16 protein-coding genes and 4 tRNA genes are annotated in these 18,087 nt (G+C 63.2%); 9 read left to right on the forward strand and 11 right to left on the reverse strand.

Translation table 11 applies throughout. The features are described from left to right. Positions 1 to 61: 61 nt before the first annotated feature. The 3 genes from CBW66_RS06735 to CBW66_RS06745 form a co-directional block, all read right to left on the reverse strand. Positions 62 to 1,030 carry an IS1595 family transposase gene (locus CBW66_RS06735; protein ID WP_139841541.1) on the reverse strand — a complete coding sequence of 323 codons (969 nt, stop codon included), beginning with the start codon at positions 1,028 to 1,030 and terminating at the stop codon, positions 62 to 64. A 434-nt stretch (positions 1,031 to 1,464) separates the two neighbouring features. Further along, positions 1,465 to 1,980 (reverse strand): DUF6265 family protein, encoded by a 516-nt coding sequence (locus tag CBW66_RS06740; protein WP_086136544.1) that lies wholly within the window; start codon positions 1,978 to 1,980, stop codon positions 1,465 to 1,467. Between the two features lie 74 nt (positions 1,981 to 2,054). Beyond that, entirely contained in the window at positions 2,055 to 2,768 is a 714-nt protein-coding gene (locus CBW66_RS06745) for a sensor histidine kinase (protein ID WP_086136545.1), read from the reverse strand. A 310-nt stretch (positions 2,769 to 3,078) separates the two neighbouring features. Between CBW66_RS06745 and CBW66_RS06750 the strand changes: the two genes are divergently transcribed. Continuing rightward, the gene (locus CBW66_RS06750; RefSeq protein ID WP_086136546.1) at positions 3,079 to 3,474 is read left to right on the forward strand and encodes a hypothetical protein; all 396 of its coding nucleotides are present in this window, start codon (positions 3,079 to 3,081) and stop codon (positions 3,472 to 3,474) included. A gap of 80 nt (positions 3,475 to 3,554) precedes the next feature. Here the strand turns inward: CBW66_RS06750 and CBW66_RS06755 are convergent, their stop codons facing one another. Together CBW66_RS06755 and CBW66_RS06760 are read right to left on the reverse strand one after the other, a co-directional pair. Continuing rightward, the gene (locus CBW66_RS06755; protein WP_086136547.1) at positions 3,555 to 4,538 is read right to left on the reverse strand and encodes a diguanylate cyclase; all 984 of its coding nucleotides are present in this window, start codon (positions 4,536 to 4,538) and stop codon (positions 3,555 to 3,557) included. 306 nt (positions 4,539 to 4,844) lie between these two features. Next, a complete protein-coding gene (locus CBW66_RS06760) occupies positions 4,845 to 7,352 on the reverse strand; it encodes an ATP-binding protein (RefSeq protein ID WP_086148663.1) in 2,508 nt (835 codons plus the stop codon). Between the two features lie 427 nt (positions 7,353 to 7,779). Between CBW66_RS06760 and CBW66_RS06765 the strand changes: the two genes are divergently transcribed. From CBW66_RS06765 to CBW66_RS06775, 3 genes are all read left to right on the forward strand, one after another. Beyond that, positions 7,780 to 7,856 (forward strand) — tRNA-Arg (locus CBW66_RS06765). Positions 7,857 to 7,938: 82 nt separating this feature from the next. Next, positions 7,939 to 8,015: transfer RNA gene (locus CBW66_RS06770), tRNA-Arg, on the forward strand. A 91-nt stretch (positions 8,016 to 8,106) separates the two neighbouring features. After that, positions 8,107 to 8,183 (forward strand) — tRNA-Arg (locus CBW66_RS06775). Between the two features lie 117 nt (positions 8,184 to 8,300). Here the strand turns inward: CBW66_RS06775 and CBW66_RS06780 are convergent. Further along, positions 8,301 to 10,430, reverse strand: a complete 2,130-nt coding sequence (locus CBW66_RS06780; protein WP_086136549.1) for a hypothetical protein — start codon at positions 10,428 to 10,430, stop codon at positions 8,301 to 8,303. Between the two features lie 278 nt (positions 10,431 to 10,708). Between CBW66_RS06780 and CBW66_RS06785 the strand changes: the two genes are divergently transcribed. Then, a tRNA-Arg gene (locus CBW66_RS06785) sits at positions 10,709 to 10,785 on the forward strand. A gap of 55 nt (positions 10,786 to 10,840) precedes the next feature. On the opposite strand, the gene CBW66_RS06790 is transcribed toward CBW66_RS06785, so the two are convergent. Further along, positions 10,841 to 11,713, reverse strand: a complete 873-nt coding sequence (locus CBW66_RS06790) for an AraC family transcriptional regulator (protein ID WP_086136550.1) — start codon at positions 11,711 to 11,713, stop codon at positions 10,841 to 10,843. A gap of 115 nt (positions 11,714 to 11,828) precedes the next feature. On the opposite strand from CBW66_RS06790, the gene CBW66_RS06795 reads away from it, so the two are divergent. Together CBW66_RS06795 and CBW66_RS06800 are read left to right on the forward strand one after the other, a co-directional pair. After that, on the forward strand, positions 11,829 to 12,788 hold the full coding sequence (locus tag CBW66_RS06795; RefSeq protein ID WP_086136551.1) for a phytanoyl-CoA dioxygenase family protein: 960 nt from the start codon (positions 11,829 to 11,831) through the stop codon (positions 12,786 to 12,788). Positions 12,789 to 12,882: 94 nt separating this feature from the next. Then, positions 12,883 to 14,028 carry an alpha-hydroxy acid oxidase gene (locus tag CBW66_RS06800; protein ID WP_086136552.1) on the forward strand — a complete coding sequence of 382 codons (1,146 nt, stop codon included), beginning with the start codon at positions 12,883 to 12,885 and terminating at the stop codon, positions 14,026 to 14,028. Here CBW66_RS06800 and CBW66_RS06805 read toward each other — a convergent pair. From CBW66_RS06805 to CBW66_RS06820, 4 genes are all read right to left on the reverse strand, one after another. Next, positions 14,025 to 14,531 (reverse strand): ATP-binding protein, encoded by a 507-nt coding sequence (locus tag CBW66_RS06805; RefSeq protein ID WP_086136553.1) that lies wholly within the window; start codon positions 14,529 to 14,531, stop codon positions 14,025 to 14,027. The genes CBW66_RS06800 and CBW66_RS06805 overlap by 4 nt on opposite strands. Before the next feature lie 208 nt (positions 14,532 to 14,739). After that, positions 14,740 to 15,537 (reverse strand): DUF6624 domain-containing protein, encoded by a 798-nt coding sequence (locus tag CBW66_RS06810; RefSeq protein WP_086136554.1) that lies wholly within the window; start codon positions 15,535 to 15,537, stop codon positions 14,740 to 14,742. A 10-nt stretch (positions 15,538 to 15,547) separates the two neighbouring features. Beyond that, entirely contained in the window at positions 15,548 to 16,213 is a 666-nt protein-coding gene (locus CBW66_RS06815) for a hypothetical protein (RefSeq protein WP_086136555.1), read from the reverse strand. Positions 16,214 to 16,222: 9 nt separating this feature from the next. Then, positions 16,223 to 16,990 (reverse strand): CPBP family intramembrane glutamic endopeptidase, encoded by a 768-nt coding sequence (locus CBW66_RS06820; RefSeq protein ID WP_086136556.1) that lies wholly within the window; start codon positions 16,988 to 16,990, stop codon positions 16,223 to 16,225. A gap of 179 nt (positions 16,991 to 17,169) precedes the next feature. Between CBW66_RS06820 and CBW66_RS06825 the strand changes: the two genes are divergently transcribed. Both CBW66_RS06825 and CBW66_RS06830 read left to right on the forward strand, forming a co-directional pair. Next, positions 17,170 to 17,733 carry a GNAT family N-acetyltransferase gene (locus tag CBW66_RS06825; RefSeq protein WP_086136557.1) on the forward strand — a complete coding sequence of 188 codons (564 nt, stop codon included), beginning with the start codon at positions 17,170 to 17,172 and terminating at the stop codon, positions 17,731 to 17,733. Continuing rightward, positions 17,730 to 18,077, forward strand: a complete 348-nt coding sequence (locus CBW66_RS06830; protein WP_139841542.1) for an SMI1/KNR4 family protein — start codon at positions 17,730 to 17,732, stop codon at positions 18,075 to 18,077. Before CBW66_RS06825 ends, CBW66_RS06830 begins: the two co-directional genes overlap by 4 nt. Positions 18,078 to 18,087 lie beyond the last annotated feature (10 nt).

Consider the following 18,087-nt stretch of genomic DNA (forward strand, 5'->3'; position numbering starts at 1 on the left):
AGTTCGTTTGACCAGTTTGCGCCGTAACAAAACAAGGGGCCTTGCGGCCCCTTTTTATTGGCTATGTCACCGTCAGATGTGGGAATGCTCCCAGCGCGGCTTTCAACAAGGTTGCCGGGGAACGGATGCGCCCCGCGTCGAGTATCCAACGCCAGCCCAGGTAGTTCGGCAGATAGCGCGTGGCCACGCCGTGAAACGGACGTAGCCATTGCCGCAGGCGGCTGTGATAGGCGTTGACGTTCTGCACGTGCACAGCGCCCTGCACGCGGATGCCGGCGCGCAAGTTGACGGCCTGGTGGCTGATGCACGCTTCCCGCGCAAAAGCCCGATAGGCGGCATGGCCATCGGTGACCAGCAGGATATCGTTGTCGATCATCGGTAATAACCGATGATGCAGCTGCGCTGTCGTGAGCGCCCCTTTGCCCGTGACGAAATCGAGGGTTTGTCCCGTGCGGTCGCGCGCCACCAGGATGCAGACCTGCTCATTGGAAATGCCTCGTTTGCSGGCATGGCCGCCGCGGTGGCGCGCCGGACGCGTCATGTGTCGCGCGCCCTTTTCCGATGCCAGCAGGTATAACTCGTCCGCCTCGGCGATGCCATGCAGGCGATGGGGCCGGTCCRTCTTGGCCAAACTTAAAAAACGGTGACGCCAGCGAAAGGTGGTGTTGCGGTGCACGCCCAGCAGGTTCGCTGCCTTGCGCACGGAGTCCGATGCCAGCAGGCAATCGGCATAGTCCAGCCACAAGGTCTTGTGGCGCAAGCGCGCCAGCGGCGTGTCCGTCAGTCCATTGAAGGTGCGCCCGCACGGCACGCAGCGCCAGCGCTGCAGTCCATGCGCATGGCCATGCCGGTGGAGGTGATGCGAGTGGCAGGCGGGACAGGCCAATTGTGGCTGAGCCACACTTTCCAGCAGCGCGACGGTCGCGTCGTGCGGGGCATTGCCACGCAACAAGGCGATGCCTGCCTGCCGCTGGCGCCGGTTCAACTGCGCACACTGCGCGACAAAACGGAGCCAGTTGGCTTGCTGCATGATCGGCTCCCTGCGTGGTGGGTATGCAGAGTCAGACAGCGCAGCGCAGGGAAGATTCCGGTATTTCCCCTATTTGCCGATGACAGAGCCAAAAAAAACGACAGGAAAATCCTGTCGTTTCATCGTCACTGCGGCCTTATCGCTGTTATGAAGGCTCCGTTGTCAGCGGTGCCTTGAGCAAGGCGTCCACGGTCGCCATGAATTTTGCGTCGAGCCCGCGCGTGTAGCTGCGCTTGCGGCGGCCTGCGCCGATTTNGCAACAAGGCGATGCCTGCCTGCCGCTGGCGCCGGTTCAACTGCGCACACTGCGCGACAAAACGGAGCCAGTTGGCTTGCTGCATGATCGGCTCCCTGCGTGGTGGGTATGCAGAGTCAGACAGCGCAGCGCAGGGAAGATTCCGGTACTTCCCCTATTTGCCGATGACAGAGCCTTTTTATTTGCTGCGCGCGAGGGGCGCCGCTTCGCAGCGGCCCCGCGTCATGGGGAAGGCGATGGTGGTGAGCTTGCCCTTCAAGGTGCCGGTAATGCTGGCGTGCAAGATGCGTTCGCTGTCATGGCGGTAAGTGATGCGGCTCGGAAAGTCATTGTCCAGGTTGGCGAAGATGAATTCATTCGGCTTGTCCTGGCGCAGCAGGTTGAAGATCACGGGCGGCTCGCCCGACGGCTGCACGATGTAGGCCAGCTGGCCCGGTTCCGTGAGGCGGATCTGCACGAATTCAAAGGCCGTCGTCTTGCCGCCCTTGACGGTGCGGCTGGTGCCGAGGAGGGTACCGCCGGCGGCCGTGCTCCATTGTTCCCCGGAACCGGGTTCGGCGCCGTCGACGTTCCAGCAACCGGCCAGCCAGGCCAGCTTGTCCACGGTTTCCGGCGGCGGCACGGTCTTGTCGGCGGCCTGGGCGGCTCCCATGGCCAGCAGCGCTGCCAACAGGGTGGGGATCAGTCCTTGCATGCGGTCTCCTCGTCGTATCGTTCAGCGGAGCAGGGCGCCCGGCGATGTTCCGGCCCGATGCTGCCTGGCAGGGATTATTCTTTCGGACTAATGCGCGGCAAGACGGCGGTCAGGGCCATGCCGCCTTGCGGATTTGCCGTCAGGCTCAGACTGCCGCCGAGGTAATGCACGCGCTCGCGGACGGCGCGCAGGCCGTGCTTGCTCATTTCGACGGGCTCGCTGGCCGGCAAGCCGCTGCCGTTATCCTTCACGGTCATCATCAGCGCCTCGTCGTTGTCGTCGATGATGATATCGACTTCGCTCGCCTGTGCGTGCGCGGCGATATTGCTGAGCGCCTCTTCCAGGGTGCGCAGCAGGGCCACGCCCACGTTGCGCGGGCAAATCAGTTCATCTTCGGGCAGGCTGCAGCGCACGGTGATCTTGTGCTGTTCCGCAAATTGCGCGGCCAGTTCGCCCAGCGCCACATTCACCCCGAGAAACTCCAGCTTGTCGTTCCACAGCTTCATCTGCATTTGCCGGTTGGTCTCAATCACATTCAGCAGCAATTGCTTCATGGTCGCGGCGCGGTCGAGCAAGGCCGCTTCCTGCGGCATTTTTTGCGTCAGCAGCGACAGGTGCATGGTCAGCGCCGTCAGCGACGAGCCGAGGCTGTCGTGCAGCTGGCGCGACAGGGCGCGCCGTTCATTGTCCCAGCTGGTGTTGACATGACCGAGCAACTCGCTGAGATCGGCGGCGCGTTCCGCATCGGCCTGGGCCGCTTCCTTGTTCGGATGTGTTTGTGCGGACATAGCGCCCCGTGAATGGTGAAAGGTGGACCAAATTCAAGTTGTGGATCATACATGAGGATTTCATCGCGGGGCGCATGGATGGAAAATTTCTGTCTTTTCGGCAATTTTAATCTCCTCCCATCATTTTTATATGATAGGCAATATTTCTGTTTGCGCCAGCAGGAAGTTGTTCCCGTCTTTACGTACGGCTGCGCACATACCGGGACGCCGCACGCTGCCATAGTGGGGCTGTGCATTTTTCCATGCAGCATAGCCGCCCCGCGGCGCAGGGTGCAGTACAGGCCCGTTTACCGAAACGAAAGGACATGCCATGAATATCGAAACCATCGTCGACAAGGAATACCTCGACAAAAGCTTCCGCGACATTGTCAATGCCCCCATCAGCGCCTTGCGTGGTGTCAGCGCGAAGGATGCGAAGGCCTTGCAGCAAGCGTTTGGCGTGACCACCGTACGCGAATTGTCCAACCTTAATTTCGTGAAATGGGCCAGCGCGCTGGCCATCCTGGCCGATGAAGAGGGCATGAGCGGCGAAGAGCGGGCCAAGGAAGAGTTGCTTGACGACGCCGTGGAAATGACCTTCCCCGCCAGCGACCCGATCTCCGTCGATGCCGGCATCACGCACATCGAAGTGCCGCCGGAAACCGTCGATGCGCAAACGGACCACCAGCATGCGGGCCAGCATAAAGTGACGGCTGGCAAGAAATAAACCGTCGGGCACATGAAAAAAACCGGCAAGCCATCAACGTGGCTTGCCGGTTTTTTTCATGTGCGGCGCGGCGTAAAAACTCAGGCGATCGACGGGATGTTGTTTTTTTGCATATTCACCTGCGAGGCGATCACCTCGTGCGGGATGCAGCAAAAGCGGTTCTTGCCGGCGCGCTTGGCTTCGTACAAGGCCGTGTCGGCCGCGCCCAGCAGGGATTCGACGGTGCTGGCGTCGTCCGGGTAGATGGCGATGCCGATGCTGGTCGACAGGCGCAGGGTCAGGTCGTTGATGAAATACGGCTCGGAAATGACTTCGATCAGCTTGGCGGCCGGTTCGCGCGCGTCACCCTTGCCGGCCAGGTTGCCCAGCACGATGACGAATTCGTCGCCGCCGATGCGCGCCACCGTGTCTTCCTTGCGCGATGCGCTCACCAGGCGGGTCGCCACCATTTTCAGGATTTCATCGCCATAGCCGTGGCCGTAACTGTCGTTGATGGCCTTGAAACCGTCCAGGTCGAGGTACAGGATGGCCGACTTGCCGCGGCTGCGGGCCGATTGCTGCAAGGTATGCTCGATGCGGTCTTCCAGCAGGCGCCGGTTCGGCAAGCCCGTCAGCGGATCGTGCAGCGCCAGTTCCTGCTGCTGCTTGCTGTATTGCGCCAGTTCCTTGTACAGCAGGCGCACTTCCAGCATGTTGTGGATGCGCTTGTGCACTTCCATCAGGTCGAAGGGCTTGCTGATGAAGTCGCGCGCGCCCGCTTCCAGGGCGGCGATCTTGAAACTCGGCTGTGCCGTCAGGGCCAGCACGGGCAGGTAGCCGCCATGCTCGATTTCCTTCAAGCCTTTCATGACCTGGAAACCATTGAGTTCCGGCATTTGCAGATCCAGCAAGATCAGGTCGTAGCAATGCTCCCGGTGCAGAGGGCAAACCTGGGCCGGACGCATGGTGGCCGTCACATTGGTGTAGCCGGCATCGCGCAGGATTTCCAGCATCAGGTCAACATTGTCGGGTGAATCGTCGACGACCAAAATTTTGGCTTTCAAAATCTCATCTTGGCTGGGCATGTAAGGTCTCGGTTATACGGTCTATGCAACGCTGGCTTCCACCGCAGATGATGGGCTGACGGCGGTGGAGAAGATAGTAGCGCCTTGCAACAAGTTAGGGCGCACAACAGCGCTTGAGCTCGCTTCTGACGTTCTCGCCGGCCAAGGCCGCCGTCTCCCGCCTGCCGTGCAGGTGCTTTTCTGCATTTCAGTGTATCAAACTTTAGCTTAGTTGCTTGTAGGACAGAGCCGCGTCTGAAAGTAGGAAGGCTAGCCCATGAAAATAGTCATTTTGTACTGCATTATGTATTTCTTTGCATCATCTTTTTAGGGCGGCGTATTGCTGCCCTCTTCTGGACGCTGCGCGAGGGAGCGCGTGGCGGCCAGTTGCGCTACGGCCGCCAGCAGTTCGGCTGGGTCGAGCGGTTTCGAGACCCAGGCCTGGAAACCGCTGGCCAGCGCCCGCTGGCGGTCCTGCGCTTGCGTGAACGCCGTCAGCGCCAGCGCAGGCAGGCGGGCCGCATCAGGGGAGGCGTGCGCGCGGATTTGCGCCAGCAAGTCGAAACCATCGGCGTCGGGCATGCCGATGTCGCTGATCAGCACATGCGGGTGTACCTGCTCCAGCAGTTGCAGCGCTTGCGCCACGTTGCCGGCGCCATGCACTTCGGCGTTGCTGTCGCGCAGGATGCGCGCCGTCAGTTCGCGCGCGTCGGCCTCGTCATCGACCAGCAGGACGGTGACGCCGCGCAAGTCATGGCGGGCGGGCAAGTCGCCACTCTTTGGCCGCGCCGGCGCGGTTCGCGTCTCCAGGGGCAGGCGGACGGTAAAGCTGGCGCCCTGCATGTCGCCGGCACTGCTGACCGTGACCGTGCCGCCATGCTGCTCCACCAGGTGCTTGACGATCGCCAGTCCCAGCCCCAGGCCGCCATGCCGGCGCGTGGTGGAGGCGTCGGCCTGGCGGAAGCGGTCGAACACGTGGGGCAGGAAGTCTTTCTTGATGCCGACACCGTTGTCGCTCACCGTGATGGCCAGGCGGCTTGCCTCGCGGCGCACGCCGATCTCGACCCGGCCCCCTTGCGGCGTGAACTTCAGGGCATTCGACAACAGGTTCCAGATCACTTGCTGGATACGGCTGGGGTCGCCCGTGATCCTGCCCGCATCGCTGGCGATGTCGCTGTGGATGGCGATGTGCTTGGCGTCGGCCGCCGGGCGCAGGGTTTCGATGGCCGAGGCGATGATGCTGGCGGGCACGATGGTTTGCAGGTCCAGCAGCACCTTGCCGGAAGTGATGCGGCTCATGTCGAGCAAGTCTTCGATCAGTTGCGCCTGCGCGCGCGCATTGCGTTCGATGCTTTGCAGGCCGCGGTGCAGGTCGGCCTGGTCGCGCGTGCCGCGCCGCAGCACTTGCGCCCAGCCCAGGATGGCCGACAGCGGCGTGCGCAGTTCGTGCGACAGCGTGGCGAGAAAATCGTCTTTCAGCTGGTTCGTGCGTTCGGCGTCGGCGCGTGCCTCGCGCTCGCTGTCGAGCAGTACCTTGCGCTCTTCGGCGGCGCGCGTGGCGGCCGCGTACAGGCGCGTATTGTCGAGCGCGACGGCGGCCTGGGCCGCGATGGCCGAGACGATGCGTTCGCTGCGCGCGCTGAACATGCCCGCTTGCGGATGGCCGAGCAGCAAGCGTCCCAGCAACAGGCCCGAGCGCGAACTGACGGGCAGGCTCAGGCAGCTGCGCAGCGGCGGCGCGCCGCCGGCGCTGGTGTCGGGCGCGGCCAGCAAGTCGTTCTGGCGCATGGCCGCTCCCTGGCGCAGTTCCGTGGCGATGGCATCGGCCTGGCGCAGGCTGATGCCGTTGACGGCGCGTGCCGCGGGCAGGGCGTCGGGATCGTCGTGGATATCGCCCGCATCATCATAGTAAAAGGCGCCGAAGCGCGCGCCGCTGATGCGCGTGGCCGCATCGACGGTTTCCTGCAGCAGGGCCGGCAAGTCGAGGGTGCTGGCCAGGGCCGCGCCCGTATTGTTGAGCAGCTCCAGTACGCGCGTTTCATCGCGCAAGGCTTCCTGCGCCCGCTTGACCTGGTCGACGTCGGTGCTCGTGCCAAACCAGCGCAGCAGCTGGCCGCCCCGGTCGCGCACGGGGTTGGCGCGCGTCAGGAACCAGCGGTACTGGCCGTCGGCACCGCGGATGGGGAACTCCATTTCGAAGGGCGTGCCCTCGCGCAAGGCGGCCTTCCAGGCTTGCAGCATGGACGGCAGGTGCTGCGCGTCATAGGCGATGCTCCAGCCGTCGCCCGCCATCTGTTCGGCAGTGGTGCCCGTGTAGTCGTGCCAGCGCTGGTTGTACCAGGCGATGGTGCCGTCGAAGCTGGCGATCCAGGCCAGTTGCGGGATGGAATTGGCCAGTGCGCGCAAGTCTTCCTCGCTGTGGCGCAAGTTTTCCTCGGCCGTCTTGCGCTGGCTGATGTCCTGGATGTACGTGGTCAAGCCTTCGCTGGAAGGGAAGATGCGCACTTCCAGCCAGCGCCCCAGCGGCGGATACAGCAGTTCGAAACTGCAGCTGAGCTGCTGCGCCATGGCGCGCCGGTACTGGGTTTCCAGTTCCGTGCCATGCAGGGCGGGGCAGGCATGCCACAGGTTCTTGCCTGTCTTGCTGGGCCCGGGCGCGTGTTGCGGCGCCAGCATGGCGGCGCCGCGCGTATTGAGGTAGCGGATGGTCCAGTCGCGGTCGAGCAGGCAAAAGCCGTCGGTAATACTTTCCAGCAAGTTGGACAGGCGCTCGTCGGATAGGCTCAGCGGCGCTGATGGGGGAAGCAGATCTTGCTCGCGGTCATGCTTGGCCATCGGAAATCCTGCAACAATGAATCTGCCGCACGGGCTCTGGTCCCGCCGGGCCGCCGTCGCTAAGCTCAGTTAAATAGGTCATGATGCTCAATGTCCGCCGTCATGCATCAGGGGAGGCAAAAGCGCCCCTGTCTGGCTGGTATTGTAGCCCCAAGCGGCGCACCGCCACCGCACGCTTGCGCGCCGCCTGCAGATAGCACTGGACAGGCTGGAAAGCAGTCCCTATAATCCCGCTTCTTTCGAGGCAGCAACTCCTCGATTCGCTGGATACGACTGTGGAAGCAGAAGTGCCTATCGATAAAAAGGCGTCAGCTTTTGGCAGTGAAAAGGGAGTCGATCGTGCGGGGCGGTATTCTGCAAAATCAGCTAAGCGATTGAAAAATCGAACTTTTCAAAGCGAAATGAATACGCTATAATGTTTGCCTGCGCGGCTGTAGCTCAGCTGGATAGAGTACTTGGCTACGAACCAAGGGGTCGTGGGTTCAATTCCTGCCAGCCGCACCAGAATACTGAAAATCAGACTTTGCCTGGTTTTGTTGTGACAAGTTTCACCTCCATGTTGTTGATGGAATGTTGTAGAAGTTTTGCGGCTGTAGCTCAGCTGGATAGAGTACTTGGCTACGAACCAAGGGGTCGTGGGTTCAATTCCTGCCAGCCGCACCAGTATTTATTAGTATCGTTGCCGGAATGAAGTTCGCTTCGTTCCGATGAAAGTTTCAAGCTTCGCGCCGTTCGGTGAAGTGTGTCAGAGTTTGCGGCTGTAGCTCAGCTGGATAGAGTACTTGGCTACGAACCAAGGGGTCGTGGGTTCAATTCCTGCCAGCCGCACCAGTATCAGCAGTAGTGAAAAAACCCGGAAAGTTCGCTTTCCGGGTTTTTTTTAGTCCAGCGAAAGGCAAGCCTGCAGCGCGCCGCCCCATCGCGGCGCGCTCCAGCGGCCGGGCCCCGTCAGTTCGGATAAGGCTGGCCCGACGACGCCTGGTTGCCCAGGACGATGGTGGTTAGCCACAGTCCGCCGCTTGTCACGGGACCGGTGAACTTGAACAGCGAGGCGCCAGATTGCGCCGGGTCCGCCACGTTCGACGCCAGCGTATTGAGCCCCGAGGTCGTGAACGTGCACGAGGTTTCCTGTCCAACCGCATTTTGCTCCGCGTTCAGCACCGGCGTGGCGCCATTGAACAAGTATAGGCCGCAATTGTCCATTTTCGATCCGTAGGTGGCCGACTGCGTGTAATGGAAGGTCACCGCGCCATCGAGCAGGGCGGCGGCGGGGATCGATGACAGTTTCGCCGGCGTGATGCTGGTGAGCGTGGCGAACAGGCTGGCCTGGTTGGCCTTGGCAAACGCTTTCGACAGGGGCACGGCATTGATCTGGAACGGGAAGGCGCTGACGGCGCCATTCGGCGTTTTCAGGGTCCACACGTAGATTTTTCCAGGCGCCACTTTCGTTTCGTCGATGCAAGCCGTGCCCGCGCCCAGGCCCGGCGTATTGGCGGGCAGGCTGGCCAGATCCTGGCAGCTCTGGATGGCTTCCGCGTTATTGTAGAAAGTGCTGGCGGCGCCATTGCTGTCGGCCACCCGCATGTGGGTATAGCCGGTGGCCGGCAGGATCAGCTGCAGTTTGCTGCCGGCCGTGCCCGGTATCTGGAAGTCGCCGAACGTCGTCAGGCCCGGTCCCCGCACGTCGATCTTGTTGACGGCCGGATTTTCCTGCAGCACGGTGTCGAGCTCGACGTGCGCTGCCCATTCGCGCGCAAAGCTGGCCGTACCTGCAGCATCGAGGCTGCGCTGGATGCGCGCATTCATGTGCATGTCCAGGTGGCCGCTGCCGGCCAGTTTCCAGCCGCCGGCGCAGCCGCTGGTGTCGCCCGTCTTGACCAGCTTCCAGTTGAGCATGCCCGCATCTGTTCCTATGCGCAACTGTACCCATGCGCTGCTGGGCTTGCCTGAAGTGAAGGTGATGGCCGTCGCCCCGGCACCGAGGCGATTGCCGATGAAGTCGGCCACGCGCGTCGTCGAGGTGCTGCTGGCGGACGTCAAGGTGGCGATTTCATCGGCGCTCAAGGGCTGCATGCTGACGCTGGACAGGCCCAGCGCCTCGATCGTCAGACCCGCATGGGCGGCCTGGTCCGCGCTGCTCAGGGCGGACACAATGTCGGCCTTGCCCACTGCCGTGCCCATATTGAAGGTGTCGTCGATGAACGGCGACACGGCCGCCGCCGACGGCACGACGAAGCCCGTCTTCGGATACAGGGCGCTGAGCGAGGCCATGCAGGCGCGGATTTCCGGCAAGACAGTGGCCGCGGCCGTCGCCTTGGCCAGGTCGGCGTCCGATGGCGGCGTCGCTGCCGGTATCGTCGGCGCGCCGCCGGCGGCGGCCGGCAGGGTCACGCTGCCCAGCGCGCTATTCGTGGCGATCAGGGTGACGGTGGCCATGGCGCCCTGCGCTTCCGCGGGCGCGACGAGGATCTGGTCCAGCACGGCATCCATGCCCGTGCCGTTGGCAACAAAGGCGCCCGTCAGCGGATTGGTATTGCCGGTATTAATCGGTTTGATCATGGCGACGACGGCGGCCACGGCCGCATCAAGCCGTTGCTGGGTCGCGGCAGCCGCCAGCGCCGCGGTGCAGGCGGCCGATACCGTATTGGCAACGGGAGCGCAGACGGTGGCCAGGGCCGTGCCGCCGGGCTGGCCTGACGCCGTGGAGACGATCAGGTCGGTCAGCGGCGTGATGTTGACGGTCTGTCCCGCCGCGGTGGCGATGGAGTTGAGGGTGACTTGCTTGCCGCCGGACGTGCCGGTGATGCTGAGGAAAAACGGCGCCGTCATGCCGGCGACGTCGACCGTAAAGGCCCCGCCGGCGCCGGTACTGACCGCCGTGGACACTTTGCCCTTGCTATCGATGGCTACCACGCTGCCCGAGATGGGGGCGCCGACGGCGGCAGTGCCGCTGAGCGTCGTTGCCGGCGGCGGCACGACGGGCGGAATCGGGTCGGCGGTGCTGCTGCTACTGCCGCCGCCACAGGCGGCAAGAAGGAGGGTGGCCGCGCAGGCGGCGGCCAGAGGTAATTTATGCAAGTTTATTTTCATGACATCCCCTTGGTATTTTTTTTGGAATTACTGCTAGTAAACATTCTCAAAGTTTTCCATAAATTGCAATTTATTTTTCTTGGATGCATTAATAATGGCCAATCAGTCATCGGCGTGTCGGTTTTGCGCCGCAATCAGAAAATCAATATGATTAAAAATGCAAGTGCGCGGGGCGGCCGGTGAAAAACCGGTGAGGGCGTCAATTGTGAAATATCGCCGCCACGCCCTTTGCCATTCCGTAAAGCCCTGCTATAATCTTGTCTTAGGCGGCTGTAGCTCAGCTGGATAGAGTACTTGGCTACGAACCAAGGGGTCGTGGGTTCAATTCCTGCCAGCCGCACCAGAATATCGGGGATCAGATTATAAAATCTGATCCCCTTTTTCGTTTCCGAACGGATTTACGATAGGTCTTTGAGGCCGCGCCGGTATTGCAGGCGAAACGCGCGCGGCGTGACGTGCTTGGCGGCGCGGAACTGGCGGTTGAAATGGGCGAGGTTGCGGTAGCCCGCCTCTTGCGCGATGACGGCGATGGCGAGATCGCTCTCGATCAGCTGTTGGCAGGCGCGGCCGATGCGCAGCCGCGCCAGGTATTCGCCCGGCGTGCAATGCGCGTGGCGCTTGAAACAGCGGTGAAACGCGCCCAGCGACAGGGCCGCCCGCTGCGCCAGGGTCTCCAGTGCGATTTCTTCCCGAAAATGCGCGTGCATGAAATCGAACACGCCGGCCATGCGTTTTTGCTGCCCATCGGGTAGCGGCGCCTGCGCCGTCGAGGCCAGCGGCCGCGCGCCCGTATCGCCCGCCAGTTCCAGCAGCACGTCGAGCAGCAGTGGCAGGCGCTGCGGCACGGGCAGGGCGTTCAGCCGTAGCAGCTGACCGGCGCAGCGCGCGCTCGTCCGCGGCGAAAAATGCAGGGCCGGGCCGGCGCGGGCCGCCAGTTGCCGCACGCCGTGCAATTCCGGAAAGCACGCCGCCAGCCGCTCCAGCCACTCCAGTGAAAACCACACGACGACGGCCAGCATCGGCTGGCTGCTGTCGATGCGCTCGCTGGCCGACCACGTGTGCGGCAGGTTCGGCCCTAGCAGCACCAGGTCGCCCGGCTCGAAGTCGCCCAGATGGTCGCCGATGTAGCGCTGCCCCCGCGCATTGACGGTCAGGGTCAGCTCGAACTGCGGGTGGTAGTGCCAGATGAAGGGAATGGCATCGAGTTCGCGCCACAGCAAGCCCCAGGAATGGCCCGCCGGAATCGTGACTTGTTCGAATAAAGGCGTCATTGTGACGTTTTAGGGCAGTAAATAGTCAGGATAGTATCAGTATTGGCCGCCTGGCGCGCATTTCAGCCGGCCATGCCATCGCACAATCTGTCTCACACCAACACAGGAGACAGCGATGCAAGAAGATCGATATCAATACGGCGAAGACCGTCCCGGCAACCCGTCCGTGGCCTACACGGAACAGACCCAGCTGCGCGACATCCAAAAACAGCTGCCCCTGCGCGTGCTGTCCGACAGCGATTTTTTACATTGGCAAACCTATGGCTACGTCATCGTCAAGGATGCCGTGTCGCCCGAGCAGGTGCGGTGCACAACGGATTTCCTGTGGGAATTTCAAGGAATGGACCAGCACGATCCCGCCACCTGGAACCGGGACCAGTTGCGCGACCACGCGATGAAGGAGCTCAACGGCTCCGGCATGGTCGAGGCCTATCACAACCAGACACTGTGGGATAACCGCCAGACCCCGCGCGTCTACGACGCCTTTGTCGATATCTGGGACCGTCAGGATTTGTGGGTGACCATCGACCGCGCCAACCTGAACACGCCCAACCATGGCAAGCGCAAGTTTGGCGGCTTCATCCACTGGGATGCCGATACCACGCTCGACCCGCTGCCCGTCAACGTGCAGGGCGTGCTGGCCCTGTCCGACACCTCGCCCGAGAGCGGCGGTTTCCAGTGCTATCCGGAACTGTTCAACAACTTGCTGGCGTGGCGCAAGACGGTGCCGGCGGATCGCAACCCCTGGCAGCCGGACCTGGCGACGGTGCCGTACCCGATGGAATTCATCGCCATGAAGAAGGGGGAACTGTTGATTTTCAACAGCCTGCTGGCGCACGGCATCCGCCCGAACACGTCGACGGACCAGGTGCGCCTGGCGCAATACATTTCCTTCACGCCCGCCCAGCAAGACAACCAGGCCTTGCGCGACTGGCGGGTGCAAAGCTGGCGCGAACGCAGCGCGCCGCAGGGCTACGCGTTTCCCGGCGACCCCGAGGACAAGGAAAAGCTGCGCTACCCGCAGGCGCGCTTGAGCGAACTGGGCGACAAGATCCTCGGCGCGCGCGACTGGTAATCGTGGCGCCGGCTCCGGTGGCATTGCCTGCTGGATAGACAATTGCCGGTAAATGCACGATCATGGTCCGACTAGCCATCGACCGAGGAAACGCATGAGTATCATCACCTGCATCGAAGACTTGCGCGTGCTGGCCCAGAAACGGGTGCCGCGCATGTTCTACGACTACGCCGATTCCGGCTCCTGGACGGAATCGACGTACCGCGCCAACAACAGCGATTTCGCCAAGATCAAGTTTCGCCAGCGCGTGGCCGTCAACCTGGAAAACCGCAGCCTGGCTTCGACCATGGTGGGGCAGGCCGTCTCGATGCCGGTGGCCTTGTCGCCCACGGGCTTGACGGGCATGCAGCACGCCGATGGCGAAATCCTCGCGGCCCAGGCGGCCGAGCGCTTCGGCGTGCCGTTCACCCTGTCGACCATGAGCATCTGCTCGATCGAGGACGTGGCGGCGAACACGAGCAAACCGTTCTGGTTCCAGCTGTACGTGATGAAAGACCGCGAATTCATCAACCGCCTGATCGACCGCGCCAAGGCGGCCAAGTGCAGTGCGCTAGTCTTGACCCTGGACTTGCAGGTGCTGGGCCAGCGCCACAAGGACTTGCGCAACGGCCTGTCCGCGCCGCCCAAACTGACCATACCGAACATCCTCAACATGGCCAGCAAGCCGCGCTGGGTGGCGGGCATGCTGGGCACGCAACGCCGCGGCTTCGGCAACATCGTTGGCCACGCCACGTCCGTGTCCGACATGTCGTCGCTGTCGGCCTGGACGCAGCAGCAGTTCGACCTGAGCCTGTCGTGGGCGGACGTGGAATGGATCAAGCAGCGCTGGGGCGGCAAACTGATCATCAAGGGCATCATGGACCCCGAAGACGCGCGTCTGGCGGTGGAAAGCGGCGCCGACGCGCTGATCGTCTCGAACCACGGCGGGCGCCAGCTCGATGGCGCGCAATCGTCGATCGAAGCCTTGCCCGCCATCGTCGACGCCGTCGGCAGCCAGATCGAAGTGCACATGGACGGCGGCATCCGCTCGGGCCAGGACGTGCTCAAGGCCGTGGCGCTTGGCGCAAAGGGCGTCTACATCGGCCGCCCATTTCTATATGGCCTGGGCGCCATGGGCGGCCCCGGCGTGACCAAGTGCCTGGACATCATCCGCAACGAACTCGATTTGACGATGGCGTTTTGCGGCTTGCGCGACCTGCAGCATGTGGATAAAAAGATACTGCTGCCGGGCACGTTTTAAGCGGTAATCCACGCGATATCAAAGCCTTCCGACGCCTGGGGCGGCGTGAAGTGGCGCGTGATTTCATCAAATTGCGCGTCGCTGGTGGAGAACGGGTGCAGTCCGCTGTCATTGCGCCGGCGCAAGCGCGCCTTGCATTCCTCGTCCGTCACGTCGAGGTAGTGCAGCACGTGCGGCACGCCCGCCTGCTGGAACAGCTCGCGCATCCAGGCCCGGCTGGCCGGCGTATTCGCGGGGAAATCGAGCACGACGGACACGCCCGCCCGCAGCATCTGCAAGGCCAGAGGCGCGATGGCCGCGCGCAGCCGCGCCGCGCAGTCGACATAGTCGGCCAGGTTGGCGATCTTGCCCGGATACAGCTGTGCCAGCAGGGTGTCTTCGCTGATGCGCACGGTATGCGGCGCTTGCGCAAGCTGGCTGGTCAAGGTGGATTTGCCCGAGGCAATCTTGCCGCACACGAGGTGCAAGGTGGGGATAACGGTGGGGCTGGAAGAGGTGTGCATGGTCGCTCGCTGAAAGTGAAAACAAAGCCTGCGAGACGTCTTGATTGTTTGTTGCCGATCAAAGCCGCCTTGCAGGCGGCTTGGTCAATGTCATTCCTGCCCAGCCACCATGCTTGAAATGGCGGCAATAATCGATGGCAGGGGCGGGAATGGCGATGGCATGGCGCAACGATGTCATGGAATGGCTGGCGCTGTCAATACTTGGTCTTTACTCGAAGGATTGCCGGTACTGCGCATACGGTTCCATGCCCATGCTGGCGCGGCGCTGCTCCAGACGCTGCGGATCGTCGATGGGGAAGGGCACCGTCTTGCCGGTGCTATCTGTGCGGAACTGGCTGCCGTACAGCTGCGGCTGATTGTCGCTACACAGGTCGCGGTCGATCGCCAGTGCCAGCTTCGATGGCGTGATCTCCCCGCGTGCCGCTGCTGCGCGCATCAGGACCAGGCTGCTTTTGAGGAAGGCACTTGATCCATGCTGGGCGATCAGCCAGGCGCTCCCGGCCGCCTTGTAGCCGACCATCGTTTGCGTGGGCCAGCCTTTGCTGGCGATGATTTGCCGCAAGCGTTGCTCGCGTGCTTCATCCGTGGCCAGCATACGCTGGCGCGTGGCCAGGTCCGGCCCCGTTGGCGGGAATCCCGCGCGCAGGGCCTGGTCTTCCTGTTCCATGGTCCGCAATTCGGCTGCCAGCGCCGCTTCGGGCACCGCGGCCGGGTACAGCAGGAAGTCCAGCGCGCCCGCCGTGGCCGCGTTGAAGATGAGCTTGGGTTCCGCTTCCCAGCCGGGCGATTGCAGGAGCAGTGCCAGTGTGCCGCCTTCCGGCACCTCAATGCGGTAGCGGCCATTTTCAACCGTGCCATGTATCTGCGGCTCGCCGTGCATGCGCTCGGCAACGATGCTGATGGCTTGCGGCAGCGGCGGGCCGTTGCTGCGGATGGTGCCGCTCAGTTCGAAGGCGCCCGCATGGACGCTCCAGCACAGCAGGATGGCGAAGCTCAGGCGTGGCATGGGAGTCCGTTCATGCATGGTGGGTGTCGAGTTTGCTCCACACATCCTGGAACGCGGCCTCATCGAGCGGTCGCGCATGCGGGTCGTCCTGCCGGAACAGGCCGCCGATCAGCATATCCTGGATGGCACCCGTGAAACCGCCGTACGGCGAGGCGCGGCCCCACTGGCGGCGCGTGTGGGCGAAGACGACGGCGTCTTGCTGTGCGGCCAGTTGCACCAGCGCTGCCTGCAAGGTGGCGGCGGCATCCGCTCCCATGTCCGTGGCGATGGCGCACACGAGGCGCTGGCCGAATTGCAAGGGCTTGCCAGCCAGTCCCAGCAAGGACTCATTGGCCAGGGCGAGGAACACGTCGGGCGCCTGGTCGTCCTTTTCGCAGACGGTCCAGGTGGGCGCCCATGCTTCCAGGCTCATGAAGCGCGCCTGCGTCGTGGCCGGCGTGTGCGTCCACTTGGCGTACGATTTGGCGTCCCAGCCCAGGCGGCCAAAGGCAATCGGCTTGCCCTTGGGATTGTACTGATGGCTGCGCACGCCGGCCTTGCCCCTCGCGCCAGTCTGCGCCATCAGGCCGTCGAGGCTGGCGGCGAACGGCGTCCATTGCGCCGCGTCCCACAGCGGCGGCGCATCGGGTGCGGCCAGCAGCAGGAATACTTCGTACTCGCGTGAAAAAAACGTCATGCACATTCCTTATCGTTGCAGTTGCGACATGGCGGCGCGCTGGCTGGGGCGCAGCAGGTAGACGCCGTACAGGCACAAGGGCAGCACGGCCAGCAGGGCGATAGTCGGCAGGATGGACGCGCCATCTTCGGCCGGATGCGGCAAGGTGGCCGTCACGAGCGCGTAGTCCCACAGTCCATGCACGAGCACCATCGGCCAGATGGAGCGCGTGCGCAGGCGGATGGCCGCGTAGCCGATGCCTTGCAGGGTGGCGGCGACGGCTTGCCACAGGGCGCCGCTGACATCACCCGTGGCCAGGCCGTTGGCCGTGTGCGCCAGGCCGAACAGCGCCGAGGACATCAGCACGGCGGGCCAGACGGCGTAGCGGTCCAGCATGCCTTGCAGCAAGATGGCGCGAAACATCAGCTCTTCCGAGATGGCCACCAGCGCCGCATTGCACGCGACGATCAGCAGCACGCGCGGCTGCGGCCAGCCGCCGGCCCAGGCCAGCAACAGCATCAGCAGCGCATACAGCAGGGGCGGCGAGACCAGCCACGTGCTTTTCCAGGGCTGCGGCGCGCACAGACCCGCTTCGCGGGGCCGGCTTGAGGCCCGCAGCAGCGCCAGTGCGAACACGGCGGCCAGGGCCCACGACAGGCCGATACGGCCGGTGACGGCGGCACCCGGCAAGGCGTAGCCGGCCGATTCCAGCCAGCGCCCGCCCATGCTCAAGCCCAGCCAGACGGCCAGTGCGCCGAGGGCAAGCGGCATGGTGAGGTGGATTCTAGGCATGGACATGGTCGGCTTCGGTGTTGGCTGCGTGTTTTACTGCGTGCATGAGCGGATCATGAAGTTGCATCAATGATATGGTCGAAATATTGCCATACTACATTAAAAGCACCATCACAAAATTGCCACATCGTTATAGTTGCATGGAATAATAAGCATTCGTCCGTTTGCCGCCAGACTGGAGCGCCATGACTTACAGCAAAACCATCACCACCGAACGCCTGATCCTGCGCAAGCCGCAGGCCTCCGATGAGGCGGCCCAATTCGCCATGCATGCCGACCCTGAAGTGATGCGCTATTTCAGCGAGCCGCCGTGGACCGATGCCGGCCGCGCCGCGCGCCAGATCGCCGAGGATATCGCCGCTTTCGAGCAAGAGGAATGCTTCCGTTTCGCCATCGAGCTGAAGGCGACGGGCGAATACCTGGGCAGTTGCAGCCTGTTTTCCGAGCACCGCCAGAACCGCCGCGCCGAGATCGGCTATGCGCTGGGCCGTCCGTACTGGGGCAATGGCTATATGCACGAAGCCCTGTCGGCGCTGATCGAATTCGCGTTCATCGAGCGCGACCTGAACCGCCTGGAGGCGGACATCGACCCGAACAACGCCGGTTCGGCCAGCGCTCTCGAGCGCCAGGGATTCAATAAGGAAGGTTTCTTGCCCGAACGCTGGATCGTGGGCGGTCAGGTCAGCGACTCGGTCCTGTACGGCTTGCTGCGGCGCGAATGGGAAGCGCGGCGCAAGGGCGCCGCGTGAGCGGGCACGCTGTCGATGCGCTCGAGCGCTGGCTGGGCCATGCCTTGCCGGCGCATTACCTGCGCTTTATCAAGGACGGGCAAGAGGACATGCGGGGTGAACAGGTATTGCTGTACGGCCTGGAAAGTTTAATCGAGCGCAACGAAACGTATGACACACGGCAATGCTGCCCCGGCTATCTCGCCATCGGCGACGACAGCGGCGGGCGCGCCGTCATGCTGGCCCTCGATGGCGGCGACCGCGCCGTGTACCTGGTGGGCCATGGCTCGATGCAGCGCGAGGATTTCGAGCGGGCCGCCGATGATTTCGCCTCGTGGCTGGCCGCCGATTGCCCGCTGGCCTGAGGAGGATGCA

It is taken from the genome of Janthinobacterium sp. GW456P (assembly GCF_002127655.1).
Taxonomy (GTDB): Bacteria; Pseudomonadota; Gammaproteobacteria; order Burkholderiales; family Burkholderiaceae_D; genus Janthinobacterium.

Coding starts and splice junctions, on each gene's coding strand:
- CBW66_RS06740 (WP_086136544.1), bottom strand. CDS start 1,980: ATGCAAGGACTGATCCCCACCCTGTTGGCAGCGCTGCTGGCCATGGGA.
- CBW66_RS06745 (WP_086136545.1), bottom strand. CDS start 2,768: ATGTCCGCACAAACACATCCGAACAAGGAAGCGGCCCAGGCCGATGCG.
- CBW66_RS06750 (WP_086136546.1), top strand. CDS start 3,079: ATGAATATCGAAACCATCGTCGACAAGGAATACCTCGACAAAAGCTTC.
- CBW66_RS06755 (WP_086136547.1), bottom strand. CDS start 4,538: ATGCCCAGCCAAGATGAGATTTTGAAAGCCAAAATTTTGGTCGTCGAC.
- CBW66_RS06760 (WP_086148663.1), bottom strand. CDS start 7,352: ATGGCCAAGCATGACCGCGAGCAAGATCTGCTTCCCCCATCAGCGCCG.
- CBW66_RS06790 (WP_086136550.1), bottom strand. CDS start 11,713: ATGACGCCTTTATTCGAACAAGTCACGATTCCGGCGGGCCATTCCTGG.
- CBW66_RS06795 (WP_086136551.1), top strand. CDS start 11,829: ATGCAAGAAGATCGATATCAATACGGCGAAGACCGTCCCGGCAACCCG.
- CBW66_RS06800 (WP_086136552.1), top strand. CDS start 12,883: ATGAGTATCATCACCTGCATCGAAGACTTGCGCGTGCTGGCCCAGAAA.
- CBW66_RS06805 (WP_086136553.1), bottom strand. CDS start 14,531: ATGCACACCTCTTCCAGCCCCACCGTTATCCCCACCTTGCACCTCGTG.
- CBW66_RS06810 (WP_086136554.1), bottom strand. CDS start 15,537: ATGCCACGCCTGAGCTTCGCCATCCTGCTGTGCTGGAGCGTCCATGCG.
- CBW66_RS06815 (WP_086136555.1), bottom strand. CDS start 16,213: ATGACGTTTTTTTCACGCGAGTACGAAGTATTCCTGCTGCTGGCCGCA.
- CBW66_RS06820 (WP_086136556.1), bottom strand. CDS start 16,990: ATGTCCATGCCTAGAATCCACCTCACCATGCCGCTTGCCCTCGGCGCA.
- CBW66_RS06825 (WP_086136557.1), top strand. CDS start 17,170: ATGACTTACAGCAAAACCATCACCACCGAACGCCTGATCCTGCGCAAG.